Here is a 14,999-nt window from a genome sequence, read left to right on the forward strand (position 1 = left end):
TGTCTCCTCCGGCTCGGCGGTTGTTTCTGTCGCGTGACAGAAATTAGAGGGAGGGGGAGTCCGTGCCATTGCCCGGCCGTTGCCGGACCGTTACGGAACGCTCACCGTGATCGCGGCGCAGGGGTGTCCGGGGCGTGTGCGACCATCGGCTGCATGAGCGCCACCATGGGACGACGGGTCGGCCGGCCGCGCGCGACGCAACGGCCGGACAGCGGGATGACCGCGCGGGACGAACTCCTCCGGGCCGCAGCGGAGTTGTTCACCACGAGCGGGTACGCGGCGACCACGACCCGGGCGGTCGCGGAGCGCGCGGGTATGCGGCAGGCGACGATGTACCACTACTTCAGCGGCAAGGAGGACCTGCTCGCTGAGCTCCTCGAGTCGACGGTGGCCCCGTCCCTGACGCTCGCACTCCGGCTGCTCGCGGACGACACGCGCCCGGCGGAGGAACGCCTGTGGGAGCTGTGCCGCGCGGACGTGGAGCTGCTGTGCGGCGGCACGCACAACCTGGGCGCGCTGTACCTGCTCCCCGAGGTCCGGGGCGAACGCTTCACGAGCTTCCACCGGGTGCGGACGGACCTGAGGGCGGCGTACGGGGAGCTGCTGGGGGCGACCGGGGCGGGGGGCCAGCTGGACAAGGGGGAGCGGGTGCTCCGCACGGACCTGGTGTTCGGGCTGATCGAGGGCGTGATCCTGGTCCACAGGTCGGATCCGGATCGGGCTGTGGGGGCGTTTGCGCGGGCGACGGCGGACGCGGCGCTGCGGATCGTGGGCGCGGTCCGGTAACGGGCGGGGCGGTCCGGGGTGCGGGCTCGGGGTGACCGGTTTTGGGGGTCGCGGGCCGGTGCGCGTCCCCTTGCCCGTGAACTTTTCCGGGCACCTGGGCCGTCGGGTTCCGTTTGCGGGAGGCGTCCCGCAGGACGCCAGCGCCGCAGCCAGGCACGTCAGTTCAGACAGGCACAGCACCCGGTCGCCGTCCCCCGGCAGCGGCACATGCAGGGGCTCCAGCCACCTTGGCGAGATCGCCCCGACCCCGTACACGGCCCCGGCCAGCATCCCCGTCACCGCCGCCACCGTGTCCGTGTCGCCGCCCATGTCGATCGCCGCCGCGAGGGAATCCTCGTACGAAGCCGTCGTACGCAGCGCCCACAGCGCGGAGCCCAGGCACGGCCACACCGCGCCGTTGAACTCCGTCGCGTCGTCGGGGTGCCAGTCCGGTGCGAGAACCGTTTGCCCACCTCGCCCGGTGGCCCGCGTCGACCTGCGCCGGCGTCGACTCCACCGCGGCGAGCGGATCCGCGCCGTCCAAGGCCACCCGGACCAGTTCGTGCAGGATCGCCGTGCCCTCCCAGGCAGCGCGGTCGCCGTGGGTCAGCGCCGCGATCCTGCGGGCGACCGCCATCGTGGCAATGACCCACGGCGACCGCGAAGGCCACCGCCGGCGTGGACGCCCGCATCAGGGAGCCGTTCCCCGCGGCGCGGCCCGTCACCTGCAAGTGGAGCGGCGCCGCGAGGTCCCACGGCTCGCCGTTCGTCAGGACGTCCTCCGTCTGGAGTCCGATGTCCTTCGGATCGCTCGCCGCCCAGCGCTGGAACCGCCCGAAGATGTCCGGCAGATCCAGACCGCGCCGCTCCAGCAGCGACTCCCCGACCAGCACCGCCATCTGCGTATCGTCGGTGGCCTCGCCGGGGTCCCAGCCGCCTCCCTCGCACATCTCGCCCACGCCGTCAGGGAATTGTGCGGAGTTGCCTGTCGTTGTAGCCGCCAGGTGCTTGCCGACGCATCTTCATTCCTGGAGAGAACGCGGCTTTCCTGTCCTGGAAAGGCCAGTGCAGGGCGAGCCGCACACCGCCGGGAGCGCTCCCGAGACACGTGTGCCGCCGGTCAGCCGTGCAGGCCCGTGCCCGCACCCGGCGGGCGCACCATATAGACATCGATCGGGTCCTGGGTTTCCATCACGAATCCGTGGCGTTCGTACAACCGTCGGGCGGCACTGCCCTGCAGGACGTTCAGGCGGACGCTCACACCCTGAGCGTCGACTCGGGCGAGCACCGCGCGCAGGACGGCTGATCCGAGGCCCCGGCCCTGATGGTGCGGTGCGAGGTAGAAGTGCTCCAGCCACTGTCCTTCCTGGGCGGGCTGCACGGTGACACACCCAGCAAGTTCGCGGTCGATCTCGATGATCGACGTGTACTGCGGGGAGAGGGAGTCACGCAGCCGCTGTCGTACCCGTTGCTCATCGAAACGGCCCAGACGCTCAAGGTCCGCCCGCATGACCGTCGCCCGCAATTCCGCAATCACTTCGACGTCCGCTGGCTCCGTGGAACGCAGCACCCACCCCGAGCCGTGGGCTGACCCAATCCGCTCAGGCACTGACTGCGTTCCGCCCACCCTCACGCGCTCAACCATGGCTGGAGTATCTCAGCCACCCCACTATGACCAGCCACGCTGATGAGGCTCTCTGGAATTCCCCGTCGGCGCTCACCTCGTTCCCCAGAGCTGCTCTCGCTCCCCATCCCGCCCTCTTCCGGCGGGGGCATCGGCTGTGTGCGTGGCGGACGGCGAGTTCACCGCGGACGTGAAGGCCGCACGCGGGCGAGCGTTACCGCGAGTTGGCAGAGGGCCGGGCGCTGCTGAGCCCGGCAACGAACCCGAGGGTTACTCGGCAGGCAGGGCCTCCCGCATCGCCTTTGCGGTGGCAGTCGGGTCGTAGTCCTCGGGGACGCCTCCGACCAGGATGATGTCGCCCTCGATGTGCCGCGAGCGCAGCGGTGCGATCTCTTGGTATGCGGGTGAGTCCCACCATGCCCGCGCCTCGGCGATCCCGGGGAAGCCGATCACCACGACGCCCCCGGGCCAGCTGCCCTCCTTCACCTCGTGCTGCGTGACGTGAACGAGGAAACGGCCACCGTACGGCTCGAAGGTGGCGGGGATGCGCTCGATGTACTCAGCGATCTCCGGGTGCGGGGCGGCCTCCCGCAGGTGAGCTATGGCGTAGGCAGGCATGGCGTCCTTCCGGTCGGTCAGGCTCCGTACGTCGACGATCATGGCATGCGGCCGCGCCGGGGTCGATGACCTGGCAGGTAAGCGGCCGGGCTCCGGCCGACCGGCGAGGACCCCACCCCGTCCGCTATCGAGTCGGTTCCGGGAGAGGCCGAGCGGGCATCGCCGTGTGCACTCGCCGTGCACTACGCCACCGCCACGCCGCTCCGAGTCCGACCGTGACCACCAGGAACAGCACCGTAAACCACTGGAAGTACCAGTGGCCGCCCGCCGGGTCGTACACCGCGGCCCGCGGCCAGGCGAGGTTGACCGTCATCGCCAGGCCGTAGACGAGGGCCAGCGCATTGATCGGCAGGCCCCAACGCCCCAGTGAGAACAGGGGTTTACCCGCCTCGTCCAGGCCCGTGTCGCGGCCGTAGGTCCCGCGCAGGCGGCGGACCAGCATTGGGCCCGTCACCATCGCGTACGCCAGGTACAGCATCGCGATGCACGTCGTGCCGATGGCGAGGAAGGCCTCCGGTGACGCGAGGTTGAGCAGGCCGAGTGCCGCGGCCGCGGCGCCCACGACCAGGGCGGGTCCGGCCGGCATTCCGGTGCGCGGGGAGACCTTCGCGAGGCGGGCCGAGCAGGGCAGCACCCCGTCGCGCGCCATCGAGAAGAGCATCCGGGCTCCCGCCGTCTGGATCGCCAGGGTTGCCACGGCGATCGCGATCACCACATCGACGAGCAGCGCCTTGCCGACGCCCTCGCCGAGGCTGCTGGTGAGCACGTACGACAGACCCTCGGTCGCGAGCCGCCCGTCCGTCAGGCTCGGCGCGGCCAGTACTCCGCCGAGCAGCAGCAGTCCGCCGAGGACGCCGGCCGAGGCGAGCGCGAGCAGGATCGTGCGCGGGGCGGTACGGCGGGGGCTGCGGGTCTCCTCGCTCAGCTCGCCCGCGCTGTCGAAGCCGATGAGGACGTACGCCGCGGTGAAGGAGCCGACGAGCAGCGCGCCGATCGCCCCGCCCTGGCCGCCGGTGTGCAGGGTGACGCCCGCGCCGCGCTCGGAGTGGGTGAGCAGGAGTACGACGATCAGTACCGCCCCGATGATCTCGGCGGTCACGCCGATGCGGTTCACCGCCGACATGACGCGGTTGTCGAGGAGGTTCACCAGCGTTGTCAGGGCGAGGAGTAGGACCGCGAGCAGCGCGGCGTTCGCGGCGCCCGAGGGCGCGATCGGCGACGGGTCGCCGCCGAACAGCTGGAAGCCGGACCAGATCGCCGGAAGTACGACCTGGAGTGCCAGGGCTGCCGCGGCGACCACGACCACCTGGCCGATCACCATGATCCAGCCCGCGAACCAGCCGAAGGACGGGGTGCTGAGCCGCGTCGACCACTGGTAGATCGCGCCCGACAGCGGGTAGCGGGCGGCGAGTTCGGCGAAACAGGCAGCGACGAGCAGTTGGCCGACGAGCACGGCGGGCCAGGTCCAGAAGAAGGCCGCGCCGCCGAAGGAGAAGCCGAACGCGAAGAACTGGAAGACGGTGGTGAGGACGGAGATGAAGGAGAACCCGGCGGCGAAGGAGGCGTACCGCCCCATGGAGCGGTGCAGCTCCTGCCGGTAGCCGAAGCCGGCCAGCGCGGCTGCGTCGCCGCCCTGGCCGGTCTCCGGAGGATCGGGCCGTACGTCCGTGGGTGCGGTGGCGGTCATGGCAGCCCCTGTCGCTTTTTCCTGTCGAGTGACAGAAATTAGGGACGAGCTGTTTCACCGGCGTCACGCGCCCATGTCCGTACGGGGCCCAAGTCCTCACGTTCGAAAGTGTTGGAGCCCGTGGAGTGGCGGATTGGCCCGGGTCCGCAGATGGGGCTACCGACGAAAGTCGGATCCTGGGGTGACGGGGTGTGATCGCTGGGCTCGGTGTCGTTGACGGGGTGGTTGTCCGCTGTCGTCCAACCCAGTCGCCGTGTCACCGAAAGCAGTCGATTGGGCTTCTGTGTCAACGAACTTGGTCGCCGCAGGTCAGCGAGCTGAGGGCGACGGCTCGACGCCCGCTCGCCGCCGTGAGCACCGAGATCGGCCGTCTCACTCAATCCAGTCGCCCCAGGTCAGGGCGTCGCGGCCGACTGGCTTCGCTGACAACGGACAAGCCAGCACCCCGCTCTGGGTCACAAGCGCCGACCGAGACCGACTCCACGACCTCGATGGAGACCCCACAGCCCACCCGTCCACGGATCGCCACCACCCGCTGACAGCCAGCTCCGCAGCACCCACCTGCAGACCGATCTCACGCGCTGTCACCCCGGCTGCCCATCCACTGGGTGATGTAGGTGCCGGTTTCCAGCACGTGGTCCCGCATGGCGGTCTCGGCGGCGTCTCCGTCGCGGGCCTTGAGTGCCTCGTACACCCTTCGATGTGCGAGTTCGGAGCACTTTCTCTGATGCGGATCTGTCCAGTAGTTCCGCTTGTACGGAAGCGGCACTTCCAGCAGGTGCCGGCCGATGTGCATCAGGCGAGAACTGTCGACGATGGTGAACAGCATGTTGTGGAAGAAGATGTTCTCCTCGCTGCACTCGTCCACAGCTCCGTCAGGAAGCGACTCGAGTCGGGCACAGCTCTTCTCGAGGAGGGTGATCTGCTGGTTGGAGATGCGATCGGTCGCGAACCGGGCGACCCGTCCCTCGACCAGGCTTCGCACCTCGTGGACGAGGTGAACCTCCTCGGCGCTGTACTCCCGCACTCTGGCGCCCCGCCCCGGCTGGAGCGTCAACAGACCCTCCACCGCAAGAACGAGGAACGCCTCGCGCACGGGCGTTCGACTCACTCCCATGCGCGCGGCGATCTCGCCTTCGCGGATGCGCTCACCTGGTAGCACCTCGCCTCGCACGATGGCATCGCGTATGCCCTCGATCACTGCCTCGTGCGCACTCGTGCCGGGCATCACTCCATGCATCTTCGGTGAGCGCATCAAAGACCCCTCGTCGCCACCTGGACCTTGCGGTTGAACCCGCAACCAATGTATACCTGGCAACCAAATTGTATGCACTGTATGCATCACCTGTAGATGGGGTTGACACTATGGCCGGTTTGCGTCCGAGCACATCGCTGAAACGGTCCGAGCAACGCTCCGTGTCCGGCGGCCCGTGGTGGCGGGGTCTGAACAAGACCCACCGGCGGGTGCTCACCGCCTCATTTCTGGGGTGGGCCATGGATGGCTACGAGACGTATGCCTTGGTCGTCGTCATCGGTCCGGCCCTGGGAGCGCTGCTCACACCGGCCGAGCAACACAACACGGCGCTCTATGCCGGTCTGGCGATCGGGATCACGCTTTTGGGATCCGGCGTCGGCGGCTTGGTCGGTGGAACACTCGCCGACTACGTCGGACGCAAGCCCATGATGCTGTGGTCGATCATCGCCTACTCGCTGCTCACCGGCCTCACGGCATTCAGCACCTCGGTCTGGATGCTGATCGCCCTGCGCTTCCTCACCGGTCTGGCACTCGGCAGTGAGTGGTCGACGGGCGCCTCACTCATCCAGGAGACATGGCCCGAACGGTCCCGCACCATGGGGGCGGCCATCGTCCAGTCCGGATTCGGATTCGGCTCCCTTATCGCTGCTCTGTCCTGGATGCTGATAGGCAGTCTCGACCCCACCGCGTGGCGCGTCATGTTCGTACTGGGTGTCCTGCCCGCATTGGTGGCCATAATCCTGCGCACCCGGGTGCCGGAATCGCAACGCTGGGTCGATGCCACGAGCCGACGTGAACGCCCGGAAAGCAAGACCCGACAAGCGGGCGAGCCGAGCGCGCGCCTCACGATCATCCGGATCTTCTCAAGCCCCGAGCACCGCAAGACGATGCTGCTGACCATCGCCCTGTCCTTCGTCACGATCGCGGGCTGGTACGCCATCTCGTCGTTCCTGCCCTCGTTCGCCAAGGTCATTGCCACAAGGGACGGCATCGCAGGCTCCGCGTCCTGGGCCCAACTCGCCGTGGTCACCTACACCATCGGGTCGCTCGTCGGCTACCTCAGTGCTCCCTTCATCGCAGACCGCTTCGGCCGTCGCATCCTCATAATCCTGTTCCTGGTGGGCTCGCTCGTCATGACCCCGATCACTTACCTGTGGCCGGGCAACATTCAGGGCTTCCTGGTCGTGGCTGCTATCAACGGCATCTTCACCTTGGGCGGCTTCGCCTGGATGCCGCTGTATCTCCCGGAACTGTTCGCGACGACGATCCGGTCGACCGCCATGTCCACCGTGTTCAACAGCACCAGACTGATCGCGTGGCTCGGCCCCATCGTCAGCGGCAGCCTCGTCGTCCTGTTCGGAGGCATCGCACCAGCGGCCATGTGGATGGGTTCCGTCTACGTCCTTGGTCTGCTGGCCGTTCCCTTCCTGAAAGAGACCAAGGGACTGCCGCTACCCGAATAAGCCACCTCGAGCGGTCTGGGACCAGCATGAGACCCCGGGCATCTGCCATGACGGCCCGGGGTCTTTGTGCATCGGTGTGTCCGGCCGGTTCAACGACCGGCCGGTGGTGGTGTCATGCCCATTCGACGCCAAGCGCGGCGAGTTCGGCCCGCTGCCCGGCGGTGAGCTTGTCCCGCCTCGACTCGGTGCTCGCTGCTGGTCGTCGGACACGGCGGACTCGCGCCGCGCTGCGGTAATGCGCCCATGCAGATGCCCACCGCCGCCGACGTCCTCGACGCACTCGCCCTCGACCCGGCGGCCTGGGACATCGACCGTTGCGAGACCGTCGAGCGCGTGGTCATCAACCCGCACAACGAAGAAGTTTCGATGCCCGACGAAATCGTGCAGGCTCATCGACGGTGAGATCCCGACAGCCAGTCGGCGGTGTACGACTTCCTCGGCTTCTCCGGCCGGTTGCCCTCGACGTGCTGCGTCGCGGCGCGGTCGATCTGCTCGAGGCGGGCCAGGACGTCGGGCGGGAACTGCTGCCCGGGGACCTGGGCGAGCGGTGTCGCGGCGCCGGCTCCTCCCCCTCCGGTCACCACTCATTCTGGCCTGTTGGTACGACAGTGATCGGGGTGCTGCCGGGAGGGAGTCAGTTGCTTGTGCGCCGTCTTGACCCTGTGGCGGGCTTGGCCAATGGTGGCCGCCGGGATGCTGGGGACGGAACGCGTGGCGGGTCGGCGGGCTGGGCGCCGCCGACCTTCCGGGCGCCGGTCGGGTGCTCCGCTCAGACGACCGGTTCGCCGATGCCCAGTATGTTTCCCTCGCTGTCGCGGAACCAGGCAGCGCGTTCACCCCGTGCGCCCTTGCTCGGGTAGTTCCCTTCGATCTCGGCGATCCCGTCCCTCGTTCGAAACCCAGGTACGTCGACCTCTTCGAACACCACGCCGCGCCGTTTGAGTTCCAACACGACTGTCTCGATGTCGTCGACCTCCCACCCCATCTGAGTGAAGGTGCCGGGCGAGGCTCCCGTCGATTGGAACAGTGCGAAGTCCGCGCCGGCGCACCGATAGAGCAGCCCACCGGGCCGTTCATCGACGGGCTCCAGACCGAGCTGTTCGGAGTAGAAACGCCGCGCCCGGTCCAGGTTCTGGGCTGGAAGCCTGGTCGCCACGCGTGCCCGGGCCAGAAGGTTCCTGTCGTCTGCGTTCATGTCTCCACTGTCCCGTGAGCGGTGGCCGGAGGGGTGGAGGCAGCAGGCGCGTGCCACGGCGGCCTCACCGAAAGAGTGGGGCCGCTGAAGCAGCCGAGCCGGTGAATAGCCGTGGAAGTCCACAGGGAATCTCCACGCCTCAACGCGGGACCTCCACCCGGTACGAGCCGCGTTTCGGCAGGTCAGCTGATTCCGTCGGTTCCTCAGATGTTGCATGTGAGGTGCGCGGAGCGGCCTTGGCACCCGCCGCAGATGGTGGCGGCGGTCCGGCTGTCGACCCGCGCAGGTGCTCGTACGAGAAGTACGGCTGGTTGGTGAGTGGTTGTACGGCCCGGTCCTCGACTGCGGTCGCGGGCCGGACCTTTTGGGTCGCCACAGCGAAAGCCCCCTTGAACCCGCCCATCGCGCAGCCGGGGACCACGAGGGAGCGATCGTCAGGCGGCCTTCTCCTGTTCCCGCTCCACCTGTTCGTTCCACTCGCGCTTGACCGCGCGCCACGCCTCGTCCGTCTGGCCGAGCCGCCAGTACCCCGAGATCGACAGTTGCTCGCGCGGAATCTGCCGGTCCAGCCGCAGATGGCGGCGCAGCTCCTTCACGAACGCCGCCTCGCCGTGGACGAACGCGCAGGCGTCGCCCTCGGGGAAGTCCAGCGCGGTCACCGCCGCCACCAGAGCCTCGCCCACCGGCCGGTCCCCGCGGTGCAGCCAGTTGATCTCCACTCCGTCAGGTGTGACGATCTTCTGCTCCTCCTCGGGGCCCGCGACCTCGACGAAGGTATGGACGTGTGCGCCTGCCGGCATCCGCTCCAGCGACGCGGCGATGGCGGGCAGCGCGCTCTCGTCGCCCACCAGCAGATGCCAGTCGGCCGTCGGGTCCGGGGCGTAGCCGCCGCCGGGGCCCTGGATCCTGATTGTGTCGCCCACGCGCGCCCGCGCCGCCCACGGGCCCGCCAGGCCCTCGTCGCCGTGGACCACGAAGTCGACCGTGAGCTCACGGTGTGCCGGGTCCCAACTCCGTACCGTGTAGGTGCGGTTGATGGGCCACTGCTCGCGCGGGAACTCCTCGCGGATGCGCTCGATGTCGAACGGCTCCGGATACGTCACGCCCACGGGCGCGAACAGCAGCTTGATGTAGTGATCGGTGAACCCGTCGAGACCGAATCCGGCCAGCCCCTCACCGCCAAGGACGACACGCACCATGTGCGGGGTGATCCGCTCGGTGCGCACCACCCGCGCCTCGTAGGGCTTCGGTGCCTTGCGTGCCGGTCGTTCTGCCACGGCGGTCTCCCCTGAGCTCGTGTGCTGCTTAGGCTTGCCTAAGTTAACACCTCAGCGCTGAAGCGTGGACAGCAGTCGCGTCAGGGCGCCGCCGAGCCCCCACTGGGCGGCCAGCTCGTCGAGCGTCGCCGGATCGCGGGGCTCGGAGGGCAGCGCGGGGTCGAAGTCGGGCAGCGGCACGTCGGATGCCACCCTGACGACCGTGGGCGCCACCGCGACATAGTCCCTGGCCTCGTCCAGCCGCTTGCGCTGCGAGGGCGTCAGCTTCGCGGTCCGGTCGTCGACGGCGGCCATGATCCCCGCCAGATCGCCGAAGGCGTCCAGGAGCTTGGCCGCGGTCTTCTCGCCGATCCCGGGCACGCCCGGCAGCCCGTCGCTCGGGTCGCCGCGCAGCAGCGCCAGGTCTACGTACCCCGGGCCGTCGACGCCGTACTTCTCGCGCAGCCACGCCTCGTCCGTCACCTGGAGCGTCCCGACGCCCTTCAGCGGATACAGCACCCGCCGCCCGCGCGCGTCGTCGACCAGCTGGAACAGGTCGCGGTCGCCGGTGACGATGTCGACCGGGCCGGTCGCGCGCCCGGTGAGGGTGCCGATGACGTCGTCCGCCTCATACCCGTCGGCCCCGACGCGCGCGATGCCGAGCGCGTCGAGCACGTCCATGATCACCGGGACCTGGGGAGCCAGGGTGTCCGGGATCTCCTCCTCGTCAGGACCCGTCTGCGTCTCCACGGCCACGCGATGCGCCTTGTACGAGGGGATCAGCTCCACCCGCCAGTGCGGCCGCCAGTCGTTGTCCCAGCAGGCCACCAGGTCGTCGGGGCGATGGTCCTGGACCAGCCGCGCGATGAAGTCGAGGAGCCCGCGTACGGCGTTGACCGGGGTGCCGTCGGGGGCCCGGACCGAATCCGGGACCCCGAAATAGGCGCGAAAGTACAGGGAAGCGGTGTCGAGGAGCATCAGGCGTCGCGTCACAGACCTGATGATGCCGCAGCCCGGGCAGGCACCTCAGCCACCCCGCGCGCCGGCCTCGTGAGGTGGATCACTGTTGCGTTTGCCCTGGAAAGGCCAGGGCAGGCGCAGACCCGGAGCGGACCCCGTAGCGATTCAGCAAATTCGCCGGGAAAGCGGGCGGAACCCGCCTGCTCCACGGCCCTTGCCCTGCCCTCGGCGGGGAGACCTCCATGCGGGGGTCGGCGGGCCGTTTCGGTTCAACGCGTGAGGTGTATGTGTCCAGACTGCAGGCCGAACACTTGTACAAAGTGTTCGGCAGACGACCCGACGAAGCGGTACGCGAGCTCGAAGGCGGCAGTGACCGCGACGAGCTGCGCGCCGACGGTACGACAGCAGCGGTGATCGACGCCTCGTTCGCCGTCGAGCCGGGCCAGATATTCGTCGTCATGGGTCTGTCCGGGTCGGGCAAGTCCACGCTGCTGCGCATGCTGAACGGACTGCTCGAACCCACCGCCGGACGCGTCCTCTTCGACGGCCAGGACCTGACCGGCCTGAGCCCCCGCGAGCTGCGCACCGTACGCTCCACCAAGATCAGCATGGTCTTCCAGCACTTCGCGCTCTTCCCGCACCGCAGTGTGCTGGAGAACGCTGGATACGGCCTCGAAGTGCAGGGCGTTCCGCGCCCCGAGCGCGACCGGCGCGCCGCCGAGGCCCTGGAACTGGTCGGCCTGGCCGGCTGGGAGAAGTCCTGGCCCGACGAGCTCTCCGGCGGTATGCAGCAACGCGTCGGCCTCGCCCGCGCGCTCGCCACCGACGCCGATCTGCTGCTGATGGACGAGTCCTTCAGCGCGCTCGACCCGCTGATCCGCCGGGATATGCAGGATCAGCTCCTCGAACTGCAGCAGCGGCTGAAGAAGACCATCGTCTTCATCACCCACGACCTCAACGAGGCCATGCGCCTCGGCGACCGGATCGCGGTGATGCGGGACGGCAGGATCGTCCAGCTCGGCACCGCCGAGGACATCCTCGTCACCCCGGCCAACGACTATGTCGCCTCCTTCACCCAGGACGTCGACCGCTCCCGGGTGCTCACCGCCGGCGCGATCATGGCTGACCCGGAGACCGCGTACGGCACCCGGACGGACAGCGGCAAGGAGCTGCGTAACGCCAGGGACGTGCTGGCCGCCGCGCCCATCACAGTCTCCGCGGACACCCCGATCATCGAGCTGTTCACGCCCTGCTCCACCAGCGGCGTGGCCGTCGCCGTCGTCGACGGCGAGGGGGAGCTGATCGGCGTCGTACCGCGCGCCCGGCTGCTTGCGGTCCTCGGCGAGCCGATGACCCCGGCAGCGATTCCGCCGCAGACCGCGGGCCCCGCGCAGGGTGTCACCAAGGCGGTGGCCAGTGCCTAGGCTCCATCTCGGAGACTGGGTCGACAGCGGCGTCGAGTGGCTCCAGTCCCATCTCTCCTGGCTGTTCGACGCCATCAGCTCACTCGTCACCGGCATGTACGACGGCATCGACGCCGTGCTGTCCGGACCCGAGCCGCTGCTCTTCGCGGGCATACTCGCCGTCGTCGCCTGGTGGCTGCGCGGCCTGTCCGCGGGCGTCCTCGCCTTCGCCGGGTTCGCGCTCATCGACTCCATCGAGCTGTGGGACGACGCGATGGCGACCCTCTCGCTGGTGCTCGTCGCCACCATCGTCACCCTGGTGATCGCGATCCCGCTCGGCGTCTGGGCCTCCCGCTCCAAGACGGTCAGCGGGATCACCCGGCCGGTGCTCGACTTCATGCAGACCATGCCGGCGATGGTCTATCTGATCCCCGGCGTCATCTTCTTCGGCGTCGGCGTGGTCCCCGGCATCATCGCGACGATCGTCTTCTCCCTGCCGCCAGGTGTACGGATGACCGAGCTCGGCATCCGCCAGGTCGACAAGGAGCTCGTCGAGGCCGCGGAGGCCTTCGGCACGACGTCGCGCAACACCTTGCTGCGCGTCCAGCTCCCGCTCGCCCTGCCCACGATCATGGCCGGCATCAACCAGGTGATCATGCTTGGACTGTCCATGGTGGTCATCGCCGGCATGGTCGGCGGCGGCGGCCTCGGCGCCGCCGTCTACCGGGCCATAGGCAATGTCGACGTCGGTCTCGGCTTCGAGGCCGGAATCTCCATCGTCATCCTCGCCATGTACCTGGACCGGATGACCGGTGCGCTGGGCCGCCAGGTCTCGCCGCACGGCCGCCGCGCCCTCGCCAAGGCGAAGTCCCTGACCGGCGGGCTGAAGATCTGGAACTACCGCCCGCAGCCTGCCGTCGCCGTCGTGGGCGTCGTCGTTCTCGCGCTCGTCGCAGGCGGCATGGGTATGTTCGGCGGAGCCAAGTCCGCCGACGCCACGGACGCCTCGGGTGTCGGCCAGGGCAAGAAGGTCTCCATCGGTTACATCCCCTGGGACGAGGGCATCGCCTCCACCTTCCTCTGGAAGGAGATGCTGGAGCGGCGCGGCTTCGAGGTCCAGACCAAGCAGCTGGAGGCCGGAGCGCTCTACACCGGTCTGGCCGGCGGCCAGGTCGACTTCGAGACCGACTCCTGGCTGCCCGTCACCCACGCGCAGTACTGGAAGAAGTACCAGAGCAAGCTGGAAGACCTGGGCTCCTGGTACGGCCCCACCTCGCTGGAGCTCTCCGTCCCCTCGTACATGAAGGGCATCGACTCCCTGGAGGACCTCAAGGGCAAGTCGGGCCAGTTCAAGGGCCGGATCATCGGCATCGAACCGAGCGCCGGAATGATGGGCATCCTCAAGGACAAGGTTCTGAAGGACTACGGCCTTCAGGCTGAGTACAAGGTCGTCGACGGCTCGACGCCCGGCATGCTGGCCGAGCTGAAGCGTGCGTACGACAAGAAGGAGCCCATCGTCACCACGCTGTGGTCGCCCCACTGGGCGTACAGCAGCTACGACCTGAAGAAGCTCAAGGACCCCAAGGGCTCCTGGGGCAAGGGCGACGGCGTGCACACCCTGGCCCGCAAGGGCTTCTCCGCCGAGAACCCGCAGGTCGGCAAGTGGCTCAAGAACTTCCAGATGACCGAGAAGCAGCTCACGGACCTTGAGAGCAGGATCCAGACGACGGGCAAGGGCAAGGAGCAGGACGCCGTCCGCGCCTGGCTCAAGGAGAACCCGGGTCTCGCCGACAAGTGGACCCCTGTCGCCAAGGCCGGCAAGGCGGCGAACGGCAAGGACGAGCGCGACCGCCCGCTGGAGGTCGCCTGGTTCCCCTGGGAGGAGGACATCGCCGCCACGTATCTGTGGAAGGCGGTCCTGGAGGAGCGCGGCTACAAGCTCAACCTCAAGCAGTTCGAGGTCGGCCCGATGTACACGGCGATGTCCCGGGGCCAGCTGGATGTGCAGTTCGACGGCTGGCTGCCCAGCACCCAGAAGAGGTACTGGGACACATACGGTGACAAGCTCACCGACGTCGGCTCCTGGTACGGGCCCACCTCGCTGGAGATCGCCGTCCCCTCCTACGTCGAGGGCGTGGACTCGCTCGAGGACCTCAAGGGCCGCGGTGGAGAGTTCAAGGGCCGCATCGTCGGCATCGAGCCCGGTGCCGAGACCATGAACATCCTCAAGAACAAGGTCCTGCCCGGCTACGGCATCGACAAGGAGTACAAGGTCGTCGACAGCTCCACGCCGGGCATGCTCGCCGAGCTGAAGCGCTCGTACGCCAAGAAGGAGCCCATCGCCGTCATGCTGTGGACCCCGCACTGGGCCTACAACGAATACGGCCTCACCAAACTGAAGGACCCGAAGAAGGCCTTCGGCGAGGGAGACCGGATCCACACCGTGGCCAGCAAGGACTTCCCGGCGAACTACCCGCGGCTGACCCAGTGGCTGAGGGACTTCAAGCTGAGCGAGAAGCAGCTCGCCGGCCTGGAGAACGCGATCCAGAAGCGCGGCACGGGGCACGAGGAGGAAGCCGTGCAGGCCTGGATGAAGCAGAACCCGGGCATCGCGGAGAAGATGGCTCCGCAGTAGCCAGGCGCACGCACAAGGGGTGGGGCCCCCCGGGGGGGGGGCCCCCCGCCTCGGGGGACTGGGGCAGCCCCCCCGGCGCCCCCCGGGCCCGGGGAACTTCGCATAGCGGCGGGGTGGGGATGAGGGTATGAGGAGAGG

General features: G+C 68.6%; 13 protein-coding genes and 2 pseudogenes. 5 read left to right on the top strand and 10 right to left on the bottom strand.

What is annotated here, in order from left to right; genetic code table 11:
* Nucleotides 1-153 precede the first annotated feature (153 nt).
* Nucleotides 154-786 (top strand): TetR/AcrR family transcriptional regulator, encoded by a 633-nt coding sequence (locus ACWDO5_RS16450; RefSeq protein ID WP_450530969.1) that lies wholly within the window; start codon nt 154-156, stop codon nt 784-786.
* A 288-nt stretch (nt 787-1,074) separates the two neighbouring features.
* On the opposite strand, the pseudogene ACWDO5_RS16455 reads toward ACWDO5_RS16450, so the two are convergent.
* The 6 genes and pseudogenes from ACWDO5_RS16455 to ACWDO5_RS16480 all read right to left on the bottom strand — a co-directional run.
* Nucleotides 1,075-1,402: pseudogene (locus ACWDO5_RS16455) on the bottom strand (ADP-ribosylglycohydrolase family protein); the annotation flags it as partial.
* Between the two features lie 85 nt (nt 1,403-1,487).
* A pseudogene (locus ACWDO5_RS16460) lies at nt 1,488-1,715 on the bottom strand (ADP-ribosylglycohydrolase family protein); the annotation flags it as partial.
* A gap of 170 nt (nt 1,716-1,885) precedes the next feature.
* Entirely contained in the window at nt 1,886-2,410 is a 525-nt protein-coding gene (locus ACWDO5_RS16465; protein WP_450530970.1) for a GNAT family N-acetyltransferase, read from the bottom strand.
* 249 nt (nt 2,411-2,659) lie between these two features.
* Nucleotides 2,660-3,007: a DUF1330 domain-containing protein gene (locus ACWDO5_RS16470; protein WP_450530982.1), complete on the bottom strand. Its 348-nt coding sequence runs from the start codon at nt 3,005-3,007 to the stop codon at nt 2,660-2,662.
* A gap of 124 nt (nt 3,008-3,131) precedes the next feature.
* Nucleotides 3,132-4,694, bottom strand: coding sequence for an amino acid permease (locus ACWDO5_RS16475; RefSeq protein ID WP_450530971.1), 1,563 nt, complete (start codon nt 4,692-4,694; stop codon nt 3,132-3,134).
* 574 nt (nt 4,695-5,268) lie between these two features.
* On the bottom strand, nt 5,269-5,949 hold the full coding sequence (locus tag ACWDO5_RS16480; RefSeq protein ID WP_450530972.1) for a GntR family transcriptional regulator: 681 nt from the start codon (nt 5,947-5,949) through the stop codon (nt 5,269-5,271).
* Between ACWDO5_RS16480 and ACWDO5_RS16485 the strand changes: the two genes are divergently transcribed.
* Both ACWDO5_RS16485 and ACWDO5_RS16490 read left to right on the top strand, forming a co-directional pair.
* On the top strand, nt 5,940-7,412 hold the full coding sequence (locus tag ACWDO5_RS16485) for an MFS transporter (protein ID WP_450530973.1): 1,473 nt from the start codon (nt 5,940-5,942) through the stop codon (nt 7,410-7,412). The two genes, ACWDO5_RS16480 and ACWDO5_RS16485, sit on opposite strands and share 10 nt — an antisense overlap.
* A 243-nt stretch (nt 7,413-7,655) precedes the next feature.
* Nucleotides 7,656-7,814 (top strand): hypothetical protein, encoded by a 159-nt coding sequence (locus ACWDO5_RS16490; RefSeq protein WP_450530974.1) that lies wholly within the window; start codon nt 7,656-7,658, stop codon nt 7,812-7,814.
* Here the strand turns inward: ACWDO5_RS16490 and ACWDO5_RS16495 are convergent.
* The 4 genes from ACWDO5_RS16495 to ACWDO5_RS16510 all read right to left on the bottom strand — a co-directional run bounded on the left by ACWDO5_RS16495 (nt 7,802) and on the right by ACWDO5_RS16510 (nt 10,841).
* Nucleotides 7,802-7,993 (bottom strand): hypothetical protein, encoded by a 192-nt coding sequence (locus tag ACWDO5_RS16495; protein WP_450530975.1) that lies wholly within the window; start codon nt 7,991-7,993, stop codon nt 7,802-7,804. The genes ACWDO5_RS16490 and ACWDO5_RS16495 overlap by 13 nt on opposite strands.
* 188 nt (nt 7,994-8,181) lie before the next feature.
* Complete coding sequence (locus ACWDO5_RS16500; protein WP_450530976.1) at nt 8,182-8,607, bottom strand: VOC family protein; 426 nt, start codon at nt 8,605-8,607, stop codon at nt 8,182-8,184.
* A gap of 434 nt (nt 8,608-9,041) precedes the next feature.
* Nucleotides 9,042-9,884, bottom strand: a complete 843-nt coding sequence (locus tag ACWDO5_RS16505; RefSeq protein WP_450530977.1) for a siderophore-interacting protein — start codon at nt 9,882-9,884, stop codon at nt 9,042-9,044.
* Between the two features lie 51 nt (nt 9,885-9,935).
* Nucleotides 9,936-10,841, bottom strand: coding sequence for a 5'-3' exonuclease (locus ACWDO5_RS16510; RefSeq protein ID WP_450530983.1), 906 nt, complete (start codon nt 10,839-10,841; stop codon nt 9,936-9,938).
* A gap of 224 nt (nt 10,842-11,065) precedes the next feature.
* On the opposite strand from ACWDO5_RS16510, the gene ACWDO5_RS16515 reads away from it, so the two are divergent.
* Complete coding sequence (locus ACWDO5_RS16515; protein WP_450530978.1) at nt 11,066-12,247, top strand: quaternary amine ABC transporter ATP-binding protein; 1,182 nt, start codon at nt 11,066-11,068, stop codon at nt 12,245-12,247.
* Nucleotides 12,240-14,861 carry an ABC transporter permease/substrate binding protein gene (locus ACWDO5_RS16520; RefSeq protein WP_450530979.1) on the top strand — a complete coding sequence of 874 codons (2,622 nt, stop codon included), beginning with the start codon at nt 12,240-12,242 and terminating at the stop codon, nt 14,859-14,861. Before ACWDO5_RS16515 ends, ACWDO5_RS16520 begins: the two co-directional genes overlap by 8 nt.
* Nucleotides 14,862-14,999 lie beyond the last annotated feature (138 nt).

The sequence above is a fragment of the Streptomyces sp. NPDC000880 genome (genome assembly GCF_053599675.1).